Origin of the sequence: Colwellia sp. KU-HH00111 (assembly GCF_040362745.1) — a bacterium.
In the GTDB taxonomy this organism is placed as follows: Bacteria; Pseudomonadota; Gammaproteobacteria; order Enterobacterales; family Alteromonadaceae; genus Colwellia.
Genome location: NZ_BAABWO010000003.1, coordinates 246,953 through 263,769, shown reverse-complemented (window position 1 = coordinate 263,769; position 16,817 = coordinate 246,953). Strand labels below are relative to the sequence as shown.

The 16,817-nt window shown below is 35.2% G+C and carries 17 protein-coding genes and 1 pseudogene; 11 read left to right on the top strand and 7 right to left on the bottom strand.

Annotated features, from left to right (window positions below; all coding sequences use genetic code 11):
• The first annotated feature begins 130 nt into the window (after positions 1-130).
• Positions 131-487 (top strand): hypothetical protein, encoded by a 357-nt coding sequence (locus tag ABXG98_RS08320; protein ID WP_353538199.1) that lies wholly within the window; start codon positions 131-133, stop codon positions 485-487.
• Entirely contained in the window at positions 442-1,041 is a 600-nt protein-coding gene (locus ABXG98_RS08315; RefSeq protein WP_353538198.1) for a GGDEF domain-containing protein, read from the top strand. Before ABXG98_RS08320 ends, ABXG98_RS08315 begins: the two co-directional genes overlap by 46 nt.
• A gap of 32 nt (positions 1,042-1,073) precedes the next feature.
• Here ABXG98_RS08315 and ABXG98_RS08310 read toward each other — a convergent pair whose 3' ends face one another.
• From ABXG98_RS08310 to ABXG98_RS08295, 4 genes are all read right to left on the bottom strand, one after another.
• Positions 1,074-1,994: a hypothetical protein gene (locus tag ABXG98_RS08310; RefSeq protein WP_353538197.1), complete on the bottom strand. Its 921-nt coding sequence runs from the start codon at positions 1,992-1,994 to the stop codon at positions 1,074-1,076.
• Positions 1,995-2,011: 17 nt separating this feature from the next.
• Positions 2,012-2,665, bottom strand: coding sequence for a hypothetical protein (locus ABXG98_RS08305; protein ID WP_353538196.1), 654 nt, complete (start codon positions 2,663-2,665; stop codon positions 2,012-2,014).
• Positions 2,666-2,732: 67 nt separating this feature from the next.
• The gene (locus tag ABXG98_RS08300) at positions 2,733-3,194 is read right to left on the bottom strand and encodes a hypothetical protein (protein WP_353538195.1); all 462 of its coding nucleotides are present in this window, start codon (positions 3,192-3,194) and stop codon (positions 2,733-2,735) included.
• Between the two features lie 52 nt (positions 3,195-3,246).
• Positions 3,247-3,507 carry a DnaJ domain-containing protein gene (locus tag ABXG98_RS08295; protein ID WP_353538194.1) on the bottom strand — a complete coding sequence of 87 codons (261 nt, stop codon included), beginning with the start codon at positions 3,505-3,507 and terminating at the stop codon, positions 3,247-3,249.
• A 318-nt stretch (positions 3,508-3,825) separates the two neighbouring features.
• Between ABXG98_RS08295 and ABXG98_RS08290 the strand changes: the two genes are divergently transcribed.
• Entirely contained in the window at positions 3,826-4,767 is a 942-nt protein-coding gene (locus ABXG98_RS08290) for an LpxL/LpxP family acyltransferase (protein WP_353538193.1), read from the top strand.
• A 65-nt stretch (positions 4,768-4,832) separates the two neighbouring features.
• Here the strand turns inward: ABXG98_RS08290 and ABXG98_RS08285 are convergent, their stop codons facing one another.
• The 3 genes and pseudogenes from ABXG98_RS08285 to ABXG98_RS08275 form a co-directional block, all read right to left on the bottom strand.
• On the bottom strand, positions 4,833-6,557 hold the full coding sequence (locus ABXG98_RS08285; RefSeq protein ID WP_353538192.1) for a nitrilase-related carbon-nitrogen hydrolase: 1,725 nt from the start codon (positions 6,555-6,557) through the stop codon (positions 4,833-4,835).
• A gap of 49 nt (positions 6,558-6,606) precedes the next feature.
• Positions 6,607-6,867: a class I ribonucleotide reductase maintenance protein YfaE gene (gene yfaE, locus ABXG98_RS08280; protein ID WP_353538191.1), complete on the bottom strand. Its 261-nt coding sequence runs from the start codon at positions 6,865-6,867 to the stop codon at positions 6,607-6,609.
• 56 nt (positions 6,868-6,923) lie between these two features.
• Positions 6,924-7,358 (bottom strand): annotated as a pseudogene (locus ABXG98_RS08275) (ribonucleotide-diphosphate reductase subunit beta); the annotation flags it as partial.
• 168 nt (positions 7,359-7,526) lie between these two features.
• Here ABXG98_RS08275 and ABXG98_RS08270 point away from each other — a divergent pair.
• From ABXG98_RS08270 to ABXG98_RS08235, 8 genes are all read left to right on the top strand, one after another.
• Positions 7,527-8,927, top strand: a complete 1,401-nt coding sequence (locus ABXG98_RS08270) for a site-specific integrase (protein ID WP_353538190.1) — start codon at positions 7,527-7,529, stop codon at positions 8,925-8,927.
• The gene (locus ABXG98_RS08265) at positions 8,924-12,544 is read left to right on the top strand and encodes a VPA1269 family protein (protein ID WP_353538189.1); all 3,621 of its coding nucleotides are present in this window, start codon (positions 8,924-8,926) and stop codon (positions 12,542-12,544) included. The genes ABXG98_RS08270 and ABXG98_RS08265 overlap by 4 nt, the downstream gene beginning before the upstream one ends.
• Positions 12,544-13,194 (top strand): hypothetical protein, encoded by a 651-nt coding sequence (locus ABXG98_RS08260; RefSeq protein WP_008113107.1) that lies wholly within the window; start codon positions 12,544-12,546, stop codon positions 13,192-13,194. The genes ABXG98_RS08265 and ABXG98_RS08260 overlap by 1 nt, the downstream gene beginning before the upstream one ends.
• A 455-nt stretch (positions 13,195-13,649) precedes the next feature.
• Complete coding sequence (locus ABXG98_RS08255; RefSeq protein ID WP_353538188.1) at positions 13,650-14,096, top strand: hypothetical protein; 447 nt, start codon at positions 13,650-13,652, stop codon at positions 14,094-14,096.
• A gap of 344 nt (positions 14,097-14,440) precedes the next feature.
• The gene (locus ABXG98_RS08250; protein WP_008113112.1) at positions 14,441-14,800 is read left to right on the top strand and encodes a hypothetical protein; all 360 of its coding nucleotides are present in this window, start codon (positions 14,441-14,443) and stop codon (positions 14,798-14,800) included.
• 223 nt (positions 14,801-15,023) lie between these two features.
• Positions 15,024-16,064 (top strand): hypothetical protein, encoded by a 1,041-nt coding sequence (locus ABXG98_RS08245; protein WP_353538187.1) that lies wholly within the window; start codon positions 15,024-15,026, stop codon positions 16,062-16,064.
• A complete protein-coding gene (locus ABXG98_RS08240; RefSeq protein ID WP_353538186.1) occupies positions 16,061-16,399 on the top strand; it encodes a hypothetical protein in 339 nt (112 codons plus the stop codon). The genes ABXG98_RS08245 and ABXG98_RS08240 overlap by 4 nt, the downstream gene beginning before the upstream one ends.
• 11 nt (positions 16,400-16,410) lie before the next feature.
• On the top strand, positions 16,411-16,815 hold the full coding sequence (locus ABXG98_RS08235) for a hypothetical protein (protein ID WP_353538185.1): 405 nt from the start codon (positions 16,411-16,413) through the stop codon (positions 16,813-16,815).
• Positions 16,816-16,817 lie beyond the last annotated feature (2 nt).

Genomic DNA, 16,817 nt, shown 5'->3' with positions numbered 1-16,817 from the left:
CAAATTATTGTGCCAGCTTGTTTTGCTACTATCGAGTCGGCATAATCAACCTTGAAGTAGCAAAGTGTTTTTGTGATTTTTATTATCAATCAATCTATGATGTGCATAGCTAATAGTTAAATGGGTTATTATGAAAAGTTCGTATGAGTTTTTAAGCCAAGTGCTTGATTCAATAACAGCGCATATCGTGGTAATAAACGAATTGGGAGAAATTCAATTCGTAAACAAGGCTTGGTCTACATTTGGTAACAATAACGCTTGTGTTATTGGTGATAACTGGAAAGGTGTTAACTATATAAATGAGTGTGATAAGGCCTCTGCAATGGGAGACGACTTCGGTACCCAAGCAGGAGCAGGTATTCGGCGCGTGATTGAAAATAAAGCGGAAATTTTTATTTTGAGTATCCTTGTCATAGTCCTCATGAGAAACGTTGGTTTGTCATGCGTGTTACCTCGTTTTCGGTTGAAAGTGGCTGTTATTTTGTAATCACCCATCAAAATATTACCGAAAGGAAATTAGCAGAGCAAAAGGTACGTGATCTAGCAAGAATGGATGGGCTTACCAATATCCCCAATCGACGAACCTTTGATAGTGTGCTAGCTGAGCAATGGAAACGCTTTTCTCGACTAAAAAAACCTATTTGTATAGCAATGATTGATATTGATAATTTTAAATTATTAAATGATACCTATGGTCACCAAGCTGGAGATGAATGTTTGATCAATATTGCTAAGGTGATTCAACGTTTTAATAAAAGGCCTGATGACTTGTGCGCGCGATATGGTGGAGAAGAATTTGTGTTGATTTGGGGCGATACATCCCTTGAACAAGGCAAGCAACTCGCAAATAAGCTGTTAAAAGCCATTGTTGCACTCAATATTGATAATAAAAACTCACCCACCCAAAGCTATTTAACTGCTAGTATCGGTTTGGCTCAAATGATCCCCTCACGTGTTAATAATGAAACTGAACTGATCAGTAAAGCTGATAGTATGCTTTATCAAGCAAAAGCAGCGGGTAGAAATAGGGTGGAATGCTAGTTTTAGTGCTTCCACCGAAAATATAGTGAGTTTTACCGCTCATCAGGTTTTAAATAGGCAATATCATCGTCATCATCGATATGGAAGTCGTAGCCACCTTCAAAATCATCATTTAATTCATGAGCAAGGGTAATTGGAAGCTCTAATATTTCTTGTATATAGATAGCCGCATCCGATTGTTGATTAATAATCTCTTTTAATTCATTAAAGTCTAATAAGTCAGATTCGAGTAGATACTCTTTGATTAATACGGGTAGATGTTGAGTGAAATTAGCGATACAAAGCTCAAGTTTTTCGAGCAGCGATGCTTTATCAGTATCAGTTAAATAGTTAAGTAACTTTTGATATAGGGTATTAGTGAAAACCTTTTTATCGCTATCAATGAGTTGTAAGGCTACTGCTGAATTAAGAAACTTTTGCAGCTCATATGTTAAAATCTCTTCATCGTCATCAATAAGCACAGTGTTAGCACAATAGCTTGCAGCAATACTTTTATAAGTCTGCAACAGCATGGCACTTTGATATCCCTCACTCACTAATGCCTCATGCATAGCTTTAATATCAGAGGTATCGTTAGTTGCTAATGCATACTGACTTAGTGGCACGCTTTCAAAGTAAGAGGGGGAAATTTTCTTTAATTGTGCATATTTACCCCAGCCGGCTCTAAAGCAATAGACAATACCATGCGTTTTAATAATCGCTTTAGCTTGTTCACTGTCATTATTACAAAGATCTAATAAACCTAAATTACTCAGTCCCAGTACAATTTCACAGGCTTTATTGATTTGATCAGCATAGATTATAGATAAGTTATCAGAAGCTATTCGTAACGACATGTCAGATAATTGTTGTTTAGTTTTGTGCATAAACTCTGAAGTGAAATAACCTTCATTTTCACCATCTTTTAATACTAATAGTATAAAAGGGTGATTTCTTAACTCTGCAATTTTCATCAATAATTCCTGAGTAATTAAAGGGGAGCAAACATATCGTCAGTATCCATTTCAACAGCGGTAACTCTTTGCTTATTCGCATTTTGTTTTAAAGCTGTTTCTATGTTTTCTAATGTACCATTTGTACTGACAACCATGACTTCACGATAAGCCTCTTCACTTAAGCTTTTTATCTTCATTAACAATTCTTCGATACTACCTGAGGTTTGCTCTTCATCTTCTTCTAGCTCTGAAAAGTCATGACCGACAAACGGTAATGATAAGTACAACAGCCCAAAGTCATCTTCTACAATGGCGTTAAGCACTTCGAGTTGCTTTTGTTCATCATCTGAAGACAGAAAAATTTGTGTTAATAAGCTATGCGCTTCCGTTTGGGCACAAAATACGTGTTCTTCATCCATATTTTGCCAATAGGATGGCTCAACATTTAATAATTGCTTGATAGACTCTGAATCCATCAACCAAGTAGCGATAGAAGGAATGGTTGCATCATGTTCCCTGACTATCTTAGCAACGGTTAAAATATCCATTTCGGTAAGTACAGCTAACATGGTGTCATCGCCTTGCTCAGCCGCTATGGTTTCAAGTGAGGTGCCAGCGCGCCTGCCGCTATGTTGGGCTTCTTCAATAATATTGCTAGCTAGAATTAATGCATTTGAAGTCAAAGTCATTCCTTAAAAAATATATTTAATTATTGTGTGCATGATTTATCTATTTGATTTTGTGATTAAATCATAGCTAGTAATTTTCATCAAATTCATAATCGTTTGAATCAGTAAACTGATTTTGTTCATCGGTATCCGCTAATATTGGTGTGGCGTCGTACTGGGTATAAAAATGAATAAGTAAAATAGCCGTTTTCAATTCTTGTTCAGCCTGATTCATAATTTCAGTGATACAGGCTCTAGCATTGGCATGCACTCCTACCGCGGTCTTAACTTCATTCCATTTAGGCTCATGAGTTAAGGTTAACTTGGCTAGACGTTTACTATCCACTTTAACCATAGGGAAAATAGCCATAGCGAGTTGATCCACCATACCAGTAAATAATAAGGGGGTGTTTTTTAATTGTTCAAATAAATTGGCTAAATAATTTGATAATAAATCCGGATTTTCAGGATCAGATAACGAGTTCATATTCTCTAAAAATAAAGAAAAATCTTCAGCTAAATAATCCGGTAAACGAGTTACGGTTTGCATGGGGTTATCCTATTGGGGCAACGGGTCTTTACTTTTAATGCTAACAGTCACGCTAACTTAAAGCACTTTGCCAAAATGAGTCAGCAACAGCTCTAGGATCAGTAATAACGGTATAGTTACTTTTTAAGTAAGCAGAACGTTTTTTAGGATCTGAAATAACTTCGTATGCCGCTTGTATTAACTGAAACTGCTCTTTTGCTTCAGCGCTATCGTTTCTATCTGGATGATATTTATTCGCGAGTTTTCGATAGGCCTTTTTAATCTCTAGCGTTGTTGAGGCTCTGCTAACGCCTAATTGTTCAAAATAATCCATAAACTTACGTTTACCTTATGGTAATAGCCTTTACTAAAAAGCTTGTTTACATAACAGATTTAATTTTACCTAGGTAATTGAATTTTTAACATCATTATGTGACATTTTTCTGGTTTTAGTACGCTGTTTTATTTTAAACATTTATTTACGTAATAAATTGTTGTATTAGTAAATGTTTTAATCAGGTGCAATGGCTATTTTTATTGAATTTAATAGCCGCTATTGTTAGCCTACACCTAAATTTTATCTAAGCTCAAAATAGCATTATTTTACTAAGGTTGTTTTGAGTAAATTCGTTGTAAAACGTTAAGAGTAAATATGACCAATAAAAGTACCTTGAACCAAGTTGAAGATGTAACATTGCTTAAACTAGAATACTTGCATCCTAAATACTGGGGCTCGTGGATACTGGTAAGTTTTTTATTTATCTGTAGTTATTTGCCCTTCAAGTTACAGTGGCAAGTAAGTAAAGGCTTGGCATTTATCGCTTTTCACTTAGTTAAAAGTCGTCGTCGCATTGTTCAGGTTAACGTCGATATCTGTTTTAGTGAAAAAACTGCAGCCGAGAAAGCGGCGCTCGTTAAAGCAATATTTCACGAAAATATCCAAGGTTACATTGACAGTGGCACATCTTGGTTTCGAAATATTAATCAATTCAACGATCGTATTGAAGTGCGTGGGTTAGATATCCTTAAGCGTGAAAATGCTAATGGAACTGGCATCTTACTAGCGGGAGCTCATTTTAGTATTTTAGATCTTGCGGGTGCTTTAACCAGTTTAGTTTGTGATTTAAATGTGACCTATCGACCGCTAAAAAATAAATTAATGAATGCGGTAATGATGCGTGGACGCTACCGGTTTGTTAAAAATGCTTACCACAAGAAAGATGTTAAAGGCTTTATTAGCTGTATGCGCCGAGGTGAAATATTGTGGTATGCCCCAGATCAAGATTACGGCAGGAAACACAGTACCTTTTCTCTTTTTTTTGGCAGAACAGCAGCCACCATCACCGGATTAACTTTCTTGTCTAAGGCAGGTCAGGCAACGGTGATACCTTATAGTTATCACCGTAAAGGTAATTCCCAACAGTATCTTTTAGAGTTTTATCAGCCACTAGCGAAAACAGACAGCGAAGAACAAGATGCCGCTAACTATAATGCTTGGTTAGAAACGGTGCTTCGTCAATACCCAGCGCAATATTTATGGCTACATAAACGTTTTAAAACCCAACAAGATCCAGAGCAGCCAAGTCCGTATTAAGGCTAAACCCGAGTTGAAATTTGCCTAACCCGGTGCATCAGCTCTGGAAAATAGATAATGTATGACTAGTGTTTTAGTGCGACGAGTTTGTCTCTAGCAGCAATTGGGTGGATCACCGCTTTAGTGATTTTACCATGTTGATGCTTAACCATTGGCTGGTTGACTAACCCGTTAAATTTAGGTGTTTTCCATTGAGGCAAGGCACAGCCATGGTTTGTTAAGTTGACAATAAGTCCAGTACACTTGTTGCTATTATCTTTATCTGCGTTCTTTACGTTGTCAGTAAAGGTCTTTTCCCTACTGGCAGCAACCACACAGATCCTATTTTCAGCTGCTCGTGATAATAAACTGTACTTAACATCAACAGGTACTTGAATATCAAAAGGCACTAACAATACTTCAATACCCGCAGTGCTAGCAATTTGAACTATTTCAGCACAATTGGCATCATCTGCGGTCAGCATGGCTACCTTAAGCATGCCTTGCTCTAAGGGTAGGTTAACTATTGTCAGCGAGTCGCCGAGTTCAGCCCATTGGTATCGGTTACAAAAGTGCAATTGTGCTTGTTTTGCGAGGAGACCATCTTGGCTTATTATCACTGCTTGATGTGTACCATCAATAATTAAACTGGTACACAGGTATTGTAAAGGTCTGAGAGTGGCACTGACTTGCCTAATAAGTTGTTGACTTAAGGTGGCTATTTGAGCCCTTTGCGCAGGACTATTAGTAAGCGTTTTATCATCAACAAAAAATAACTCAGGTAATTGAATAATATCGCTGAGGTTATTTTCAATGTAATGACAGACATCTTCAATGGCTGCTTGATTCGATTTGTAAGTTGCAAATATAGCTACGTTAGTTGTAACAGGCACTGGTTCGGCTGTATGTTGCGTTTTGCTTAACGCCAAAGCAATAGATTGGTATAGCGCAGGGCGTTTTTGCTCAAAAATATTAGTGCCGTCGGGGCGACATTTATTGCGGGTACTCGGGCACAATGTGACATCAATATCAGCGAAGGTGAAGCCTTCTTCACTGTGGGCTAATTCGGCAAGCACCGTACCTTCAGGAGAAAGAATTTGGCTGTGACCAACGCCTAAATGGTCATATGGCGCAAGTGAGGTTTGTGGAAACTGTGTGAGAGATCCCAATGGCCCAATTTTATTTGCACATGCGATAAATAGCTGATTTTCACTTGCTCTGGCCGGGCCATGTAAATTCCTTTGATCTAAGGCGAATGAGCTAAGTGAGTGACATAATAACTGTGCCCCTTGTGATGCTAAACTACTTGAAGGTGCATAGGTGATATCATCAATACCTGTTAATAGTCCAAGTGTCGCTTTGGGCGAAGGAAATATATTTACTGTTTGTTTTGTGGCGGTGAAATACTCAGACTCAGCCTCAGTGAACTCTTGCTTCTCAACTTGGTGAACAAGCGCCCCCGCAGGTGAAAACAAGCATGAGGTAACACTAATTGGAAATTTTAATGCTGTATTTGGCTTACTCTCATTTTCATAGCTTGAACTATCACGTTGCAAAGTCACATTAACTACTAGGTAACACTGATGCTTGAGAGCTTGTTCAGCGATACCCTGTAAAAATTCACCATCGAGTGTTAGCGCTTGATCCCATGCTTGGTTATGATCGGTATAGCAAGGTAAAGTATTACAGTACTGAGGCAGTACAATGAGCGAAGGGTTGCAAGCGGATACTGTTGAAATCATACGGATACAAGTTGCTAGATTGTCTTGAACATTTAACGAAGTGGCAAATTGTGCGACAGCTACACGCATGGTAAGTCTTTCCAGGTAACTTAATACAACTGAGTGAAACTCAACAGTATTAATGATTATTAATGTCGAGTTCGATATCGGTTAAGGGTAAAGAACAGCAGGTTAAAATATCTCCATCGCTAACATAAGCAATGGGTTCAATTGGGTAGCTAATTTTACCTTTGACCAGTTTGCAGCGACACGCGCCACAAAAGCCATCACGACAATGGTAATGACTTTCAATATCAGCGCGATCAAGGGCATTTAAAATGGTTTTATCTTGTTCAAGAAAGACTATCTCTTGTCCATCAACCCGTATTTTTTGTGACATTATTGGTGATAAATCATTGTTGAAACATGCTAGATCAAAAAACAATGATTAGCGTGTTATAAGTCGAAATCATCAAAATCATCTGCTTCAATGGTTGAATCCACCTGACCAACTAAATAACTTGATATTTCAGTTTCTTGAGGGGCGACTTGTACGTTGTCACTCACCAAGTAGGCATTCATCCATGGTAACGGGTTGCTTTTAATATCAAAGGGAGCATCAAACCCAATTGAGCTAAGTCTCTGATTTGAAATATATTCAATGTATTGATTTAATATTTCAGCATTTAAACCTATCATTGAGCCATCTTTGAATAGGTACTGAGCCCACTCTTTTTCTTGTTCAACCACATCTAAGAATATTTGCAAGCCATCGTCGCGCATATCTCTACTAACTTCAGCCATTTCAGGGTCGTCTTTTCCATCTTTCCATAGGTTCAAAATGTGCTGAGTACCGGTTAAATGTAAAGCTTCATCTCGGGCGATTAGCTTTTATTCCGTCAAGATAAACCCACATAAAAATATACAAATAAGACTTAAATTAAAAATATAATCAAGTTTAATGTAAAATTTAATGTGAATACTAATAAATAATGTCAGTGTGTTTCAGTAAGTTCCGTCACCACACATAACAACACAAATAATCTTAGAAGAATAAAAATGAAAAACAACTTAGGTTCACGTAGTCACTATATACGTTATGTCAGAACAAAGGAATTTGAAAAAGATTTTCCTCTTGTTTATTTGGTAGACGGCAAGGTTTCTTTCTCTTTATTGTCATTTACTAAAGAGCAGATGGATATTGGAAGAGGGAAAGATGCAGCGCTGAGAAGAATATTCAAAGTAGTAGCAGATATTTATCAATTTTACTTAGCCAATGAGGATAAACATCAGGCTTATTTGGATAGTGGGCATGAGCTTATTATCGATTACTTTAGTGCAAAATTGCATGGAACTATAAAAAACGGTGTGTGTGATTTAGGCTTGTTCTGGAAGAAAACTAAATATGCAGATGTCCGTAAAAGTATTACTCAATTTCAAAAGTATCAGTCTTACTGTAAAACTTATCTAAATGTCACAGAACTCGTTAGTGATGACATGATTCATCAAATGACGGTTAGATACAGTGCTTTTGAAAAGAAAACTAATTTTAAGTTGTTAGAACATATTGCTTCAGTTAAAGATGCGATGGCCGATGATCGTAATCAAACAGGATTAGATTATGATAATGAATTTTTTGATCAAGGTAATTCGAAAATCATTAAGTACTTTCCACCCAAAAAATTAAAAGAGTTTATCGATAGTGAAGAAAATATTAACTACCAAGCCGCATTTTTATTAAGTGGCTTCACTGGGTTAAGAGAGTCAGAAAATTTACATATTTTTGTATCAGATATCGTTTATCAAGGGAGTTTGGCTGAAGTTATTATTTCAGACCCTAATAAAGGAAAAACATTTTCACCTGAAAAGAATAAGCTCGTTCCTAGAATAGGAGTTTTAAAGTCGTGTTTACGTCAACATAAAGCCATCTCTGATTTAGATGATATTAATATAGATTACCTATCACGACTTCCAGTACGAACCAATCTTCATACACGACATCGATATCACGCAGGCTGGAAAGGTGTTCAACTACGTGATCCGAATGAAAAATATGGTCACTTACTTGAGTGGACCTGTGGATACGCTCAAGAATTATTTACTCGTCTTGTTCCCAAGCTTTTAATGCAATCAAGACGTTCTCATCCATATTTATTATGTAATACAGATAATGATATGCCGATGACAGTTGATGCTTATGAAAGTCGTTTTAGAAGACATTCTGCAAAGATAACAGGGAAAGAGTTGTATTCACATGTCATGAGGCACTTTACGGGGTTTTATTGTGCAAATGTCTTAAAAGTTAGCCAAAAGGATGCACAGAAAATTCTTCGTCATAAAAGGGAAACTAGTACAGATATTTATTACAACTTATCGCCAGAAGAAGTAAAAAGACAAATAGCAATGAAAGAAACATCCATATGGGATGAGTTAGATTTTAGTGATTGGGGTAAAAAATGAGAAAGTTTAGTTTAGAAGAACAATTTGATAAATGGTCAAATTTTGAAGGAGTTTGTAAAATTGACTTTTCACTTTCAAAATTAAGCTCTGGTTTAGGCTTTATATCTAATCGGCCAGTTAGTTATAACGCAACATTAGATACAATTGTTGTTGATCGTAATAAATTAGAACAAATTGGTGATTTAGCCCACTTTTTAGAAAATAAAGTTAAAACTAGATTTATAGCATCAGTGTTTGAAAAATTTGATAAATATTTAGTTGGATTTGACGAGCGAAATTTATCTTCTAAGCAAATTATTCAGTCCCCTTTTACTTTATTCCACTTTAAGTTTTTGACAGACATAGCTATTGATGAACGTAAAGAAAAAGCCTATGAGTTCATAAAGTTTACAGTAGAGAACAATTTCGAAAACTTAAATGTAGGTTTTCACCCACAAAAATCCTCAGCTAGCTCTTTGAATATTATGGAAACATTCAAAGGAATAGAGAATGATTCACTTATTAAGTTTATTTATTATTTGGCTCAACGCGTTGGATATAATTTTTCTTCTGACGGTAGAACAATAAAAAAATATAAAGTAAACGGTTTTGTTGATGTTAATAGTATTATGGACACACCATTACTCATGCTGCTACCAAGGATTGTTTTCAACTTGGAGCCTAGCGTAGATGTTAAAGATTTTACACTTTTTGAGAGTGAATTTTTTTGTTTAGGTGAAAAAGGTCAAAAAACGAGAACGTTATTTTCAAATACCGTTGAAAGAATATCATTGATAACAAAAGAGCTATTATTCGAACTTGCTGACAGTAAAATTATAGTACTGCCATTTAGTTTTAAAAAAGAAAGCTTGCTTCATGATGTCGTTAGTTATTTGCCAGATTGTAAATTGAAATCCGACTTGATGGGAGCAAAATTGTTAGAAACGAAAGACAAACAGCAAAAGCGTTCATTGAAGGATTTTTGTTCGTCTTTATATCTATCTTCAACTTGTCAATCAATGGCCGATTTTCCTGAGTCATTAGCTAGGGACGTTTCTGAAACAATGAGAGGGAAGTATAGGGACAATGATTATAATACTTCTAAACACCTTCCTTATAAAATTTTAAGAGAGCTTTTTGACGAGCTTGAGACTGATTCGAGTTGGATTGAACAAGACGGTTTTAAGAAATTTGATCGTTCTTATCTTAGCGCGACGAGTATGAGGCGGATTTTAAATAGCGGAAATGAAAGAAAGTCATTAAATTTAGGATGGGCAAAAGGATTAATTCCAGATTCATTATTCGATGAAATTAGCACTTATACTGCATCTAACTGTAACAAAAAGACAATTAATCGTATTAATCATTTTGTCGATTGGTATATATCTCTTTCTGATGAGTACAAAAGTGAGATCAGTAGAATAGTTGATTTTAATGTCATTATGTTCAAAGACCCCTTGTTTAAATTTTCAGATAAAACGTTTTATGATTATTTGAATGCAGTTGAAGCTGGAGATGGAACTGTTCGAAACATTTGGTCAACAGTTCATCAGATGTTTGAGCATGTCACTAATGCCAGTCGATTATCAGATAATAAAGCTTATACAAACCCATTTCCTGAATCCAAAAAGGTTTTCCCTGCAACCCCTGTTAATAGCCAAACTACTAGAGCCGCTATGCCATCTGTTATTCATAAGATGGCTTTGGATATTTTAAAGAAAGATGACTATCAATTTGCAAAGGATAATTTACCTAGAAGTACTTTATCATTGCTAAATAAAGAAACGGGCATTCGAGATAGTGTTTTTGCATATAACATCCCTTACATTCTTCATATTTTATTAATTCTCCCTTTGAGGCTCCATCAAGTGAGATGGTTGGATGAAGGATTGTTGGACAAACTAATTTGGGATATTACTTCGGGAGCGTTTATTAAAAATACTCATCCATTGGCAGGGTTTAGATATCCTGATGGTGAAACACATACAAAAAAATATACCCAAACGGGTGTGTTTTCTTCAGAACAGGCGCAAGGAAATGAGAGTTTAAATTTATATATCAACACAAATAAAACCAAAGGGTATTCACTACAAAAGAAGGGATATACCGGATATACAATTCCTTGGCCATATGATTGCGATATTGAAGATGTAGTTGATGTTTACAACATACTTGAAAAACAAAGGGTATTTAATAATACCTACTCTCCATTGGATATTGAGCCTGTCAAAGTTATTGATGAAGATTCGGGTAAGTATGATCCTAAGATTTGGGTAAATCTCCCATATTTCACGCCACTCTTTAGAGATTTATCAATGCCTAGGGTTTCTGATGCAGATACCAGTCGAACTAACTTATATCTGCCTACTAAGGCTGATAATGTCAGAACGTTATTCAAATTATTAATGAAGGAAGCTGAAAAACAGTATAAAGAAACTTATCCGCAATATGCTGATCACATTGTCGTTTTTGATGAAGGTGAAAATTGTTTATTTGATGTTCATACGCTTAGAGTATTTGGAATAACTGATTTACTAGATCGGGGTCTTGATAAAGAGATTGTTAAGATTTTGGTTGGGCATAACACTTCGATTATGACGTTGTATTACCATAAACGAACAGAAGCGATGTACCGAAAACTACTGTTAGAAAGCAAGAAGAAAGCCGGAGTTGCTACAGAGAATGAGTTGCTTTATTTAGAATTTGGATTACGAGATGGAGAGACTTTAATAGATCTTTTTAGTTTAGTTCCTGAATGGCAAAGTGAGAAATTTCCGCGTCCTGACATGACAAAAGGCGGAAAGCCAAAAGTAATGAAAGGGGGTGTCTGTGATAGTTTTGATTGTGAAACTGGTGGAATAAATATTAAGTACACTCGTCAAATGGAAGTATTTGAAATTTCATCCGTTGAAGGTGGTTCGCTTCGGTGTGGTAACTGTAGATATTGGAAAACAGGCCCCAGGTTTCTTCTTGAGCAAATATATTATTTGAATGAAGTTGCAAGTGAGGTTGAGGAATTAGTTAGCCAACGCATTGATTTTTTAACTAAGTCACAAGAGGCTTTCAATCATTCAGACTATCAAAGAGCTGAAATAATTTCAGAAAAATTTTCACAAAAGGCTGATGAAGTTACAGCCCTTTTGGCTCATCGGGTTCAAGAACTAAAAAGACGGGATTTAATGTTGAGGAAAACTATCGAAGTAGCCAAGTTAGACTCAAAAAATAAGCAACTGCCGATTGAGTTTGGCACAATAACCGATCCTAATGATTTAAAGTGGGAATCAATGGGGGTATTTGATGCTGCTATGGAAAGAACAACTCAAGCAGCCGTTCTAGGGATTATTGGAGAGGAAAGTACAATATCAATGATACAATTAGAAAAGTTTTGCACTAAGTTTGCATCGTTATCTAAAAACACTAACCCTTTGCTATTTGTGCCCAATGATGAAGTTAAACGGGCGGCAATATTGTATAAATTGTCAAGCATAACAAAAGAGCTTGGTCGCTCATTTGATGATGATGAATTTGATGATCCAAGAGTCCTATTATCAAATTTAGGAGAAGAAAAGTTCATGCAACTAGGACAATCATTGACTTCTCTTGAAGCTGATTTATTAAAAATAGAGGAGAAGAAATAATGGACTTTTTATTTGCAGACAGTGAAGCAGAAAAAATGATCGAAGAGGCTAAAGATAAAAGGTTAAAGAAAGGTTTAACAAATGTATCTAAAGCCTGTCGAGCCTTGCTCCTCAATAATAAGAAGCTTACTTATGAAGAAATTGGAGACTATTGTGTTGAAAATTTCAAGACGCCAGGAAAAGGTGCATTTGGCAATGGTAGCGACAGCAGTAAAAAATATAAAGAGCTAATAGGCTTTTACAAATCTTTGATTAAAGTTGATCGCAAAGATGATGAGGATGAGCTTTCAGAATTGCCGATAGGAGTGAAGGCGTATATCAGCCAATTAGAACAACGAAATAATCTATTAGAGAAAGTGCAAAAAGAAATTGATGGTAAATCGCTAAGGACAGAAGTTGTATCGTTGACCGATACGATAAAATCACATGGTTTTGAATCTGATCATGCTAATACGGTTGTAGCGCAAGGGGTATTGACTACTGAACAGAAGAAATCCTTAAGAGTTTTGTTATTTGATTTACCGGAATATGCTAGCGAAGAGCTTGAAATTCAGGGGGATGATGAAATGGTTCGTTTGGTTTCTAAATCTACGGGAGTTATATTGCTAAACCCTCGTCAGTACAACGGCCTGAAGGATTTATTAAAGTAGTTAGGTACTATTGCTCTGGCCTTTTTTGAATTAATAAATCCCTTGAGACAGGCTCAATAAATCTCTATTTCTGAGCCTGTTAATTTGACAAGGGACTTGTATGTCAATTGGTGTATTTAGCTCAACTACTGGGGTCTGTTGGGGTTGTAGCCGATAATGAATCCAAAGCCCACTTGAGATCGATATATTCCGACACACTTGTTTTCAGTTTGTGCAATAAGTCTGTAAAGCAATTTACTGTCTTTTTTGGAAAAACTAATCAAAACGTTATTAGTAACAGAGTATCAATTTTATTGGTTACCTTGAAAGCTATGTTTTTATTAATTAAACAGAGACAAATAATATTTTCGAATATTTGTTTTTTAGTATAGATTTCAATCTGTTAGTTGTGTAAAAATGATTGTCAGGAGTTAATTGATAGGAGATGGCATAAAAAATAATATTAAGGTAACAAAATGAGCGTAAATTGTTTTTATAAAAGTGAATTAAAAGAAGAGTTGAAAAAAGAGCTACTTAGCAATAAGAATTTTAGCAATAAAGATCGGGAAATCCTGCACTTTATGTTATTTGAAATACTAAAAGAGTACGAGTTTTCAAAAATTTTAATTAAGCAAAATGTAAGTGTTGCTGGTGACGAAGGCATCGAATATTTATATTTTATTGACGGTCAGTACTTACCATTTCAACAAAGAAAAGATTTCGCAAGGTATGTTTTCAACAAATCTAAATTTGCGACAGATTTAAAAATGTCTTATCAATATCACAATCACTATGGCGAAGTTCTTATTAAATTTCTAGAAGCTGCGACAGCAGCATTAGTTGATTATACTATTTCAGGTGTATTTAAAGATATAGTAAGTAATGGAGGGCTATTTGTTACGGCTCCAATGGAAAAGGCTTAATGTGCTTCAATCCTCCTAATTATGGATGCTGCTCGTATTAAAGTTCGTCTAATCGAGAAAAATTTTCTAGCCATGATATGTATTACCTTGATGAATAATATCAATGCAGTAAAAACTGTTTATCATATTACTTAAAGTGGAATTTAGTGTAATAATAGACATGGCTTTGTATGTTTAATCTTGTGAAGTCAGGCCGTATCAAAGAGGCCAGTTCCCACGATTGATGAACGAAATGGATATACTTTGAATAGATAGTAAATTCGCGTAGCGAATGTGTACCAATAAAATTTACTCGACAAAAAGAGCGTGGGCTTTTTGTTGCGTATTTTTGTATTGGTGAAAACATGTTGCTTAATAATGAAGACTTGCTTAACAATGTTAAAAGGCAAGCCAAAAGGCTTTCGAAAAAATTATCTATTCCGCTTGGCCAAAGCCAAGAAATGTTGTCCTATGTTGTTTATGGCTGTGATAGTTATGGACAGTTAATTTCATTGCTGAAGTCTGACTCCTTTGAAAATAAAAATTTGATATTAGCGGCTTTACACCCTAAAGCAGAAGACTTCCTTCTGAAATTTCTCAATACTGATATGAATAATATTTTGTCTCGTTTTAATGAAAGGGTTGAAAAAATAAAAATAAACGAAAATAGCGTTGTTGAAATTTTCGGTATTGAACCAACTGATTTTAAAAGTAAAATAAAATAAAATCCTTTTAAATTATACAGATATGTATAATTCTGTTCTGTTTACAATCGTTTTACTCTCATATATATTAGCAAAAAAGGCTGAACGGACAGCCTATGCCTACACATATTTAGCTGATATTTAAATATGAACGATGAAGCAGAGCATCCGTAAAAATTTGGTTTTCATAATTAACAAACTGGCGTTAGTAGGCTGTTGTTTGTTTTAATTTATGGATAACTAAATGATCACATCAGACACATTAACCTTAAAGTTAAAACTCCAAGCTAAACTTCTTGCAAAATCTCTAAATTTACCTGAATCATTTGGTTATGATTTATTAGCAAAAACTATCTACCAACATATAGACTTTGAAGATTTATGCGACTCAATAGCTGAATTTAATTATGCATCAAGTTTTGGGGCTTTATCTGAATATCAAAAGTTAAAGTACGTATTGATCTGTGAAGTGGAAGATAAAGAATTAATTGAAGAACTTCATTTAGAAATAGAACAAATGGCGATTCGACTAGAATCGAAGGCAGTAATAAATATTTCTGATATTGATTTGATTTCAAATTTATATAAATTATTTGGTCTTGAGAATGAGTCAAAATACATTGTAGATGCCGAGAACATCGAATTGGATTGGCAACTATGTTTTGATTCATTACAAGATCATTACGCTGTTTTAAGCACTGATCTGTTAATCAATGAAATACCATTCCGTTTTCTAGCAACAAAAGTTTCATTTGATGAGTTCTCTGTTGATAACGTAAAGCATTCACTTCATACGAATCTTACACAATCAGATGACTCAACTGCTAAAACAAACGAAGAAAGAATAAAAATAGATGAACATATAAAATGGGTAGGTGATAGCTGTGACTGCTTATCAAATTTTGAATCAGATACTCCTGACCGCAATCCTTCTTATTTTAAAATAAATAATCAAAATTATCTGGTATATGGTTTCCCATTATCACCGCATTTGTCAATCACTGACATTGGACACGCCTCCAATATTAATATTCGGATAAAAGATACTGAAGAAAAGCAGGTGTTTATTTTAAATTTAGGAAGTGAAAGATTAACTCTTGAGTGCATTTTTCTGAACAAAATCGAGGACGGTGAAAAGTGCTATTCATCGAAAAACCAATGGATTAATGATTCACTTTTATCTCGTAAAGATGCATGTAAATTTCGAATTGTTTTCAATAACTCCTATTACTTAATGATCTTGCGACCTTTTGCTCACGTGGATTGGCTGGTGAATGCACTATGAAAACATTCTTAAAAGAAGCAACAGTATTGAGTGTTTTTGATTTCCATAATGGTGAGAAAATATTTCTTGGGGAAATGTTATTCGGTATTGTTCATTCAGATCAAACGTATCGATTTCCCGCAGGTCAACGAATAATAACATCACTAATTCAATTACAAAATAATTTTGAATTTATTACAAAAAGTGATAATTGCTATGTCACTGAAGATAAACCCGAAAGTTTTGAGTTGAGATTATCTGAATTTGTAGTCATGAGACATTTGTTGCTTTCACCTACTGAAGTAATTGAAGCAAGAGAGAAATTAGAGCGTGAAGATGCAAAACGATTACATTGAACGGTGGTCAAATGAAACTTAATCAAAGAGCAACAATAACCTCAGTCGATCATCTCAATGAAAATTTTGAAGTCAAAGTAAATAGGTGCCCAACTGAATTTGAAGATGATTCAGATAGCAGTGTATTATTTTCACTGCCAAAAGATAAATTCAGTGACTATTTTGAAGTTGGTGATTTGATTGAATTCAAAAGCATGGGTAGTTCCAGCCTAGAAATTGCCAACTTAAGCTGTAAGGTGCTTAGGCCAGCTAAGTTTAAACGCGAGCTAAACTCAATATTGAGGCGGTTAGATGATCATCATCATCCGTTGAAACGATGCATTTTATTAACCGAAGATAGCCTTGTTTTATTGTCTGTAGACAAGAACACTGAAGAGTTAACGCTATTAAAAAATCAGCAAAAAAACTTAGAGTAATT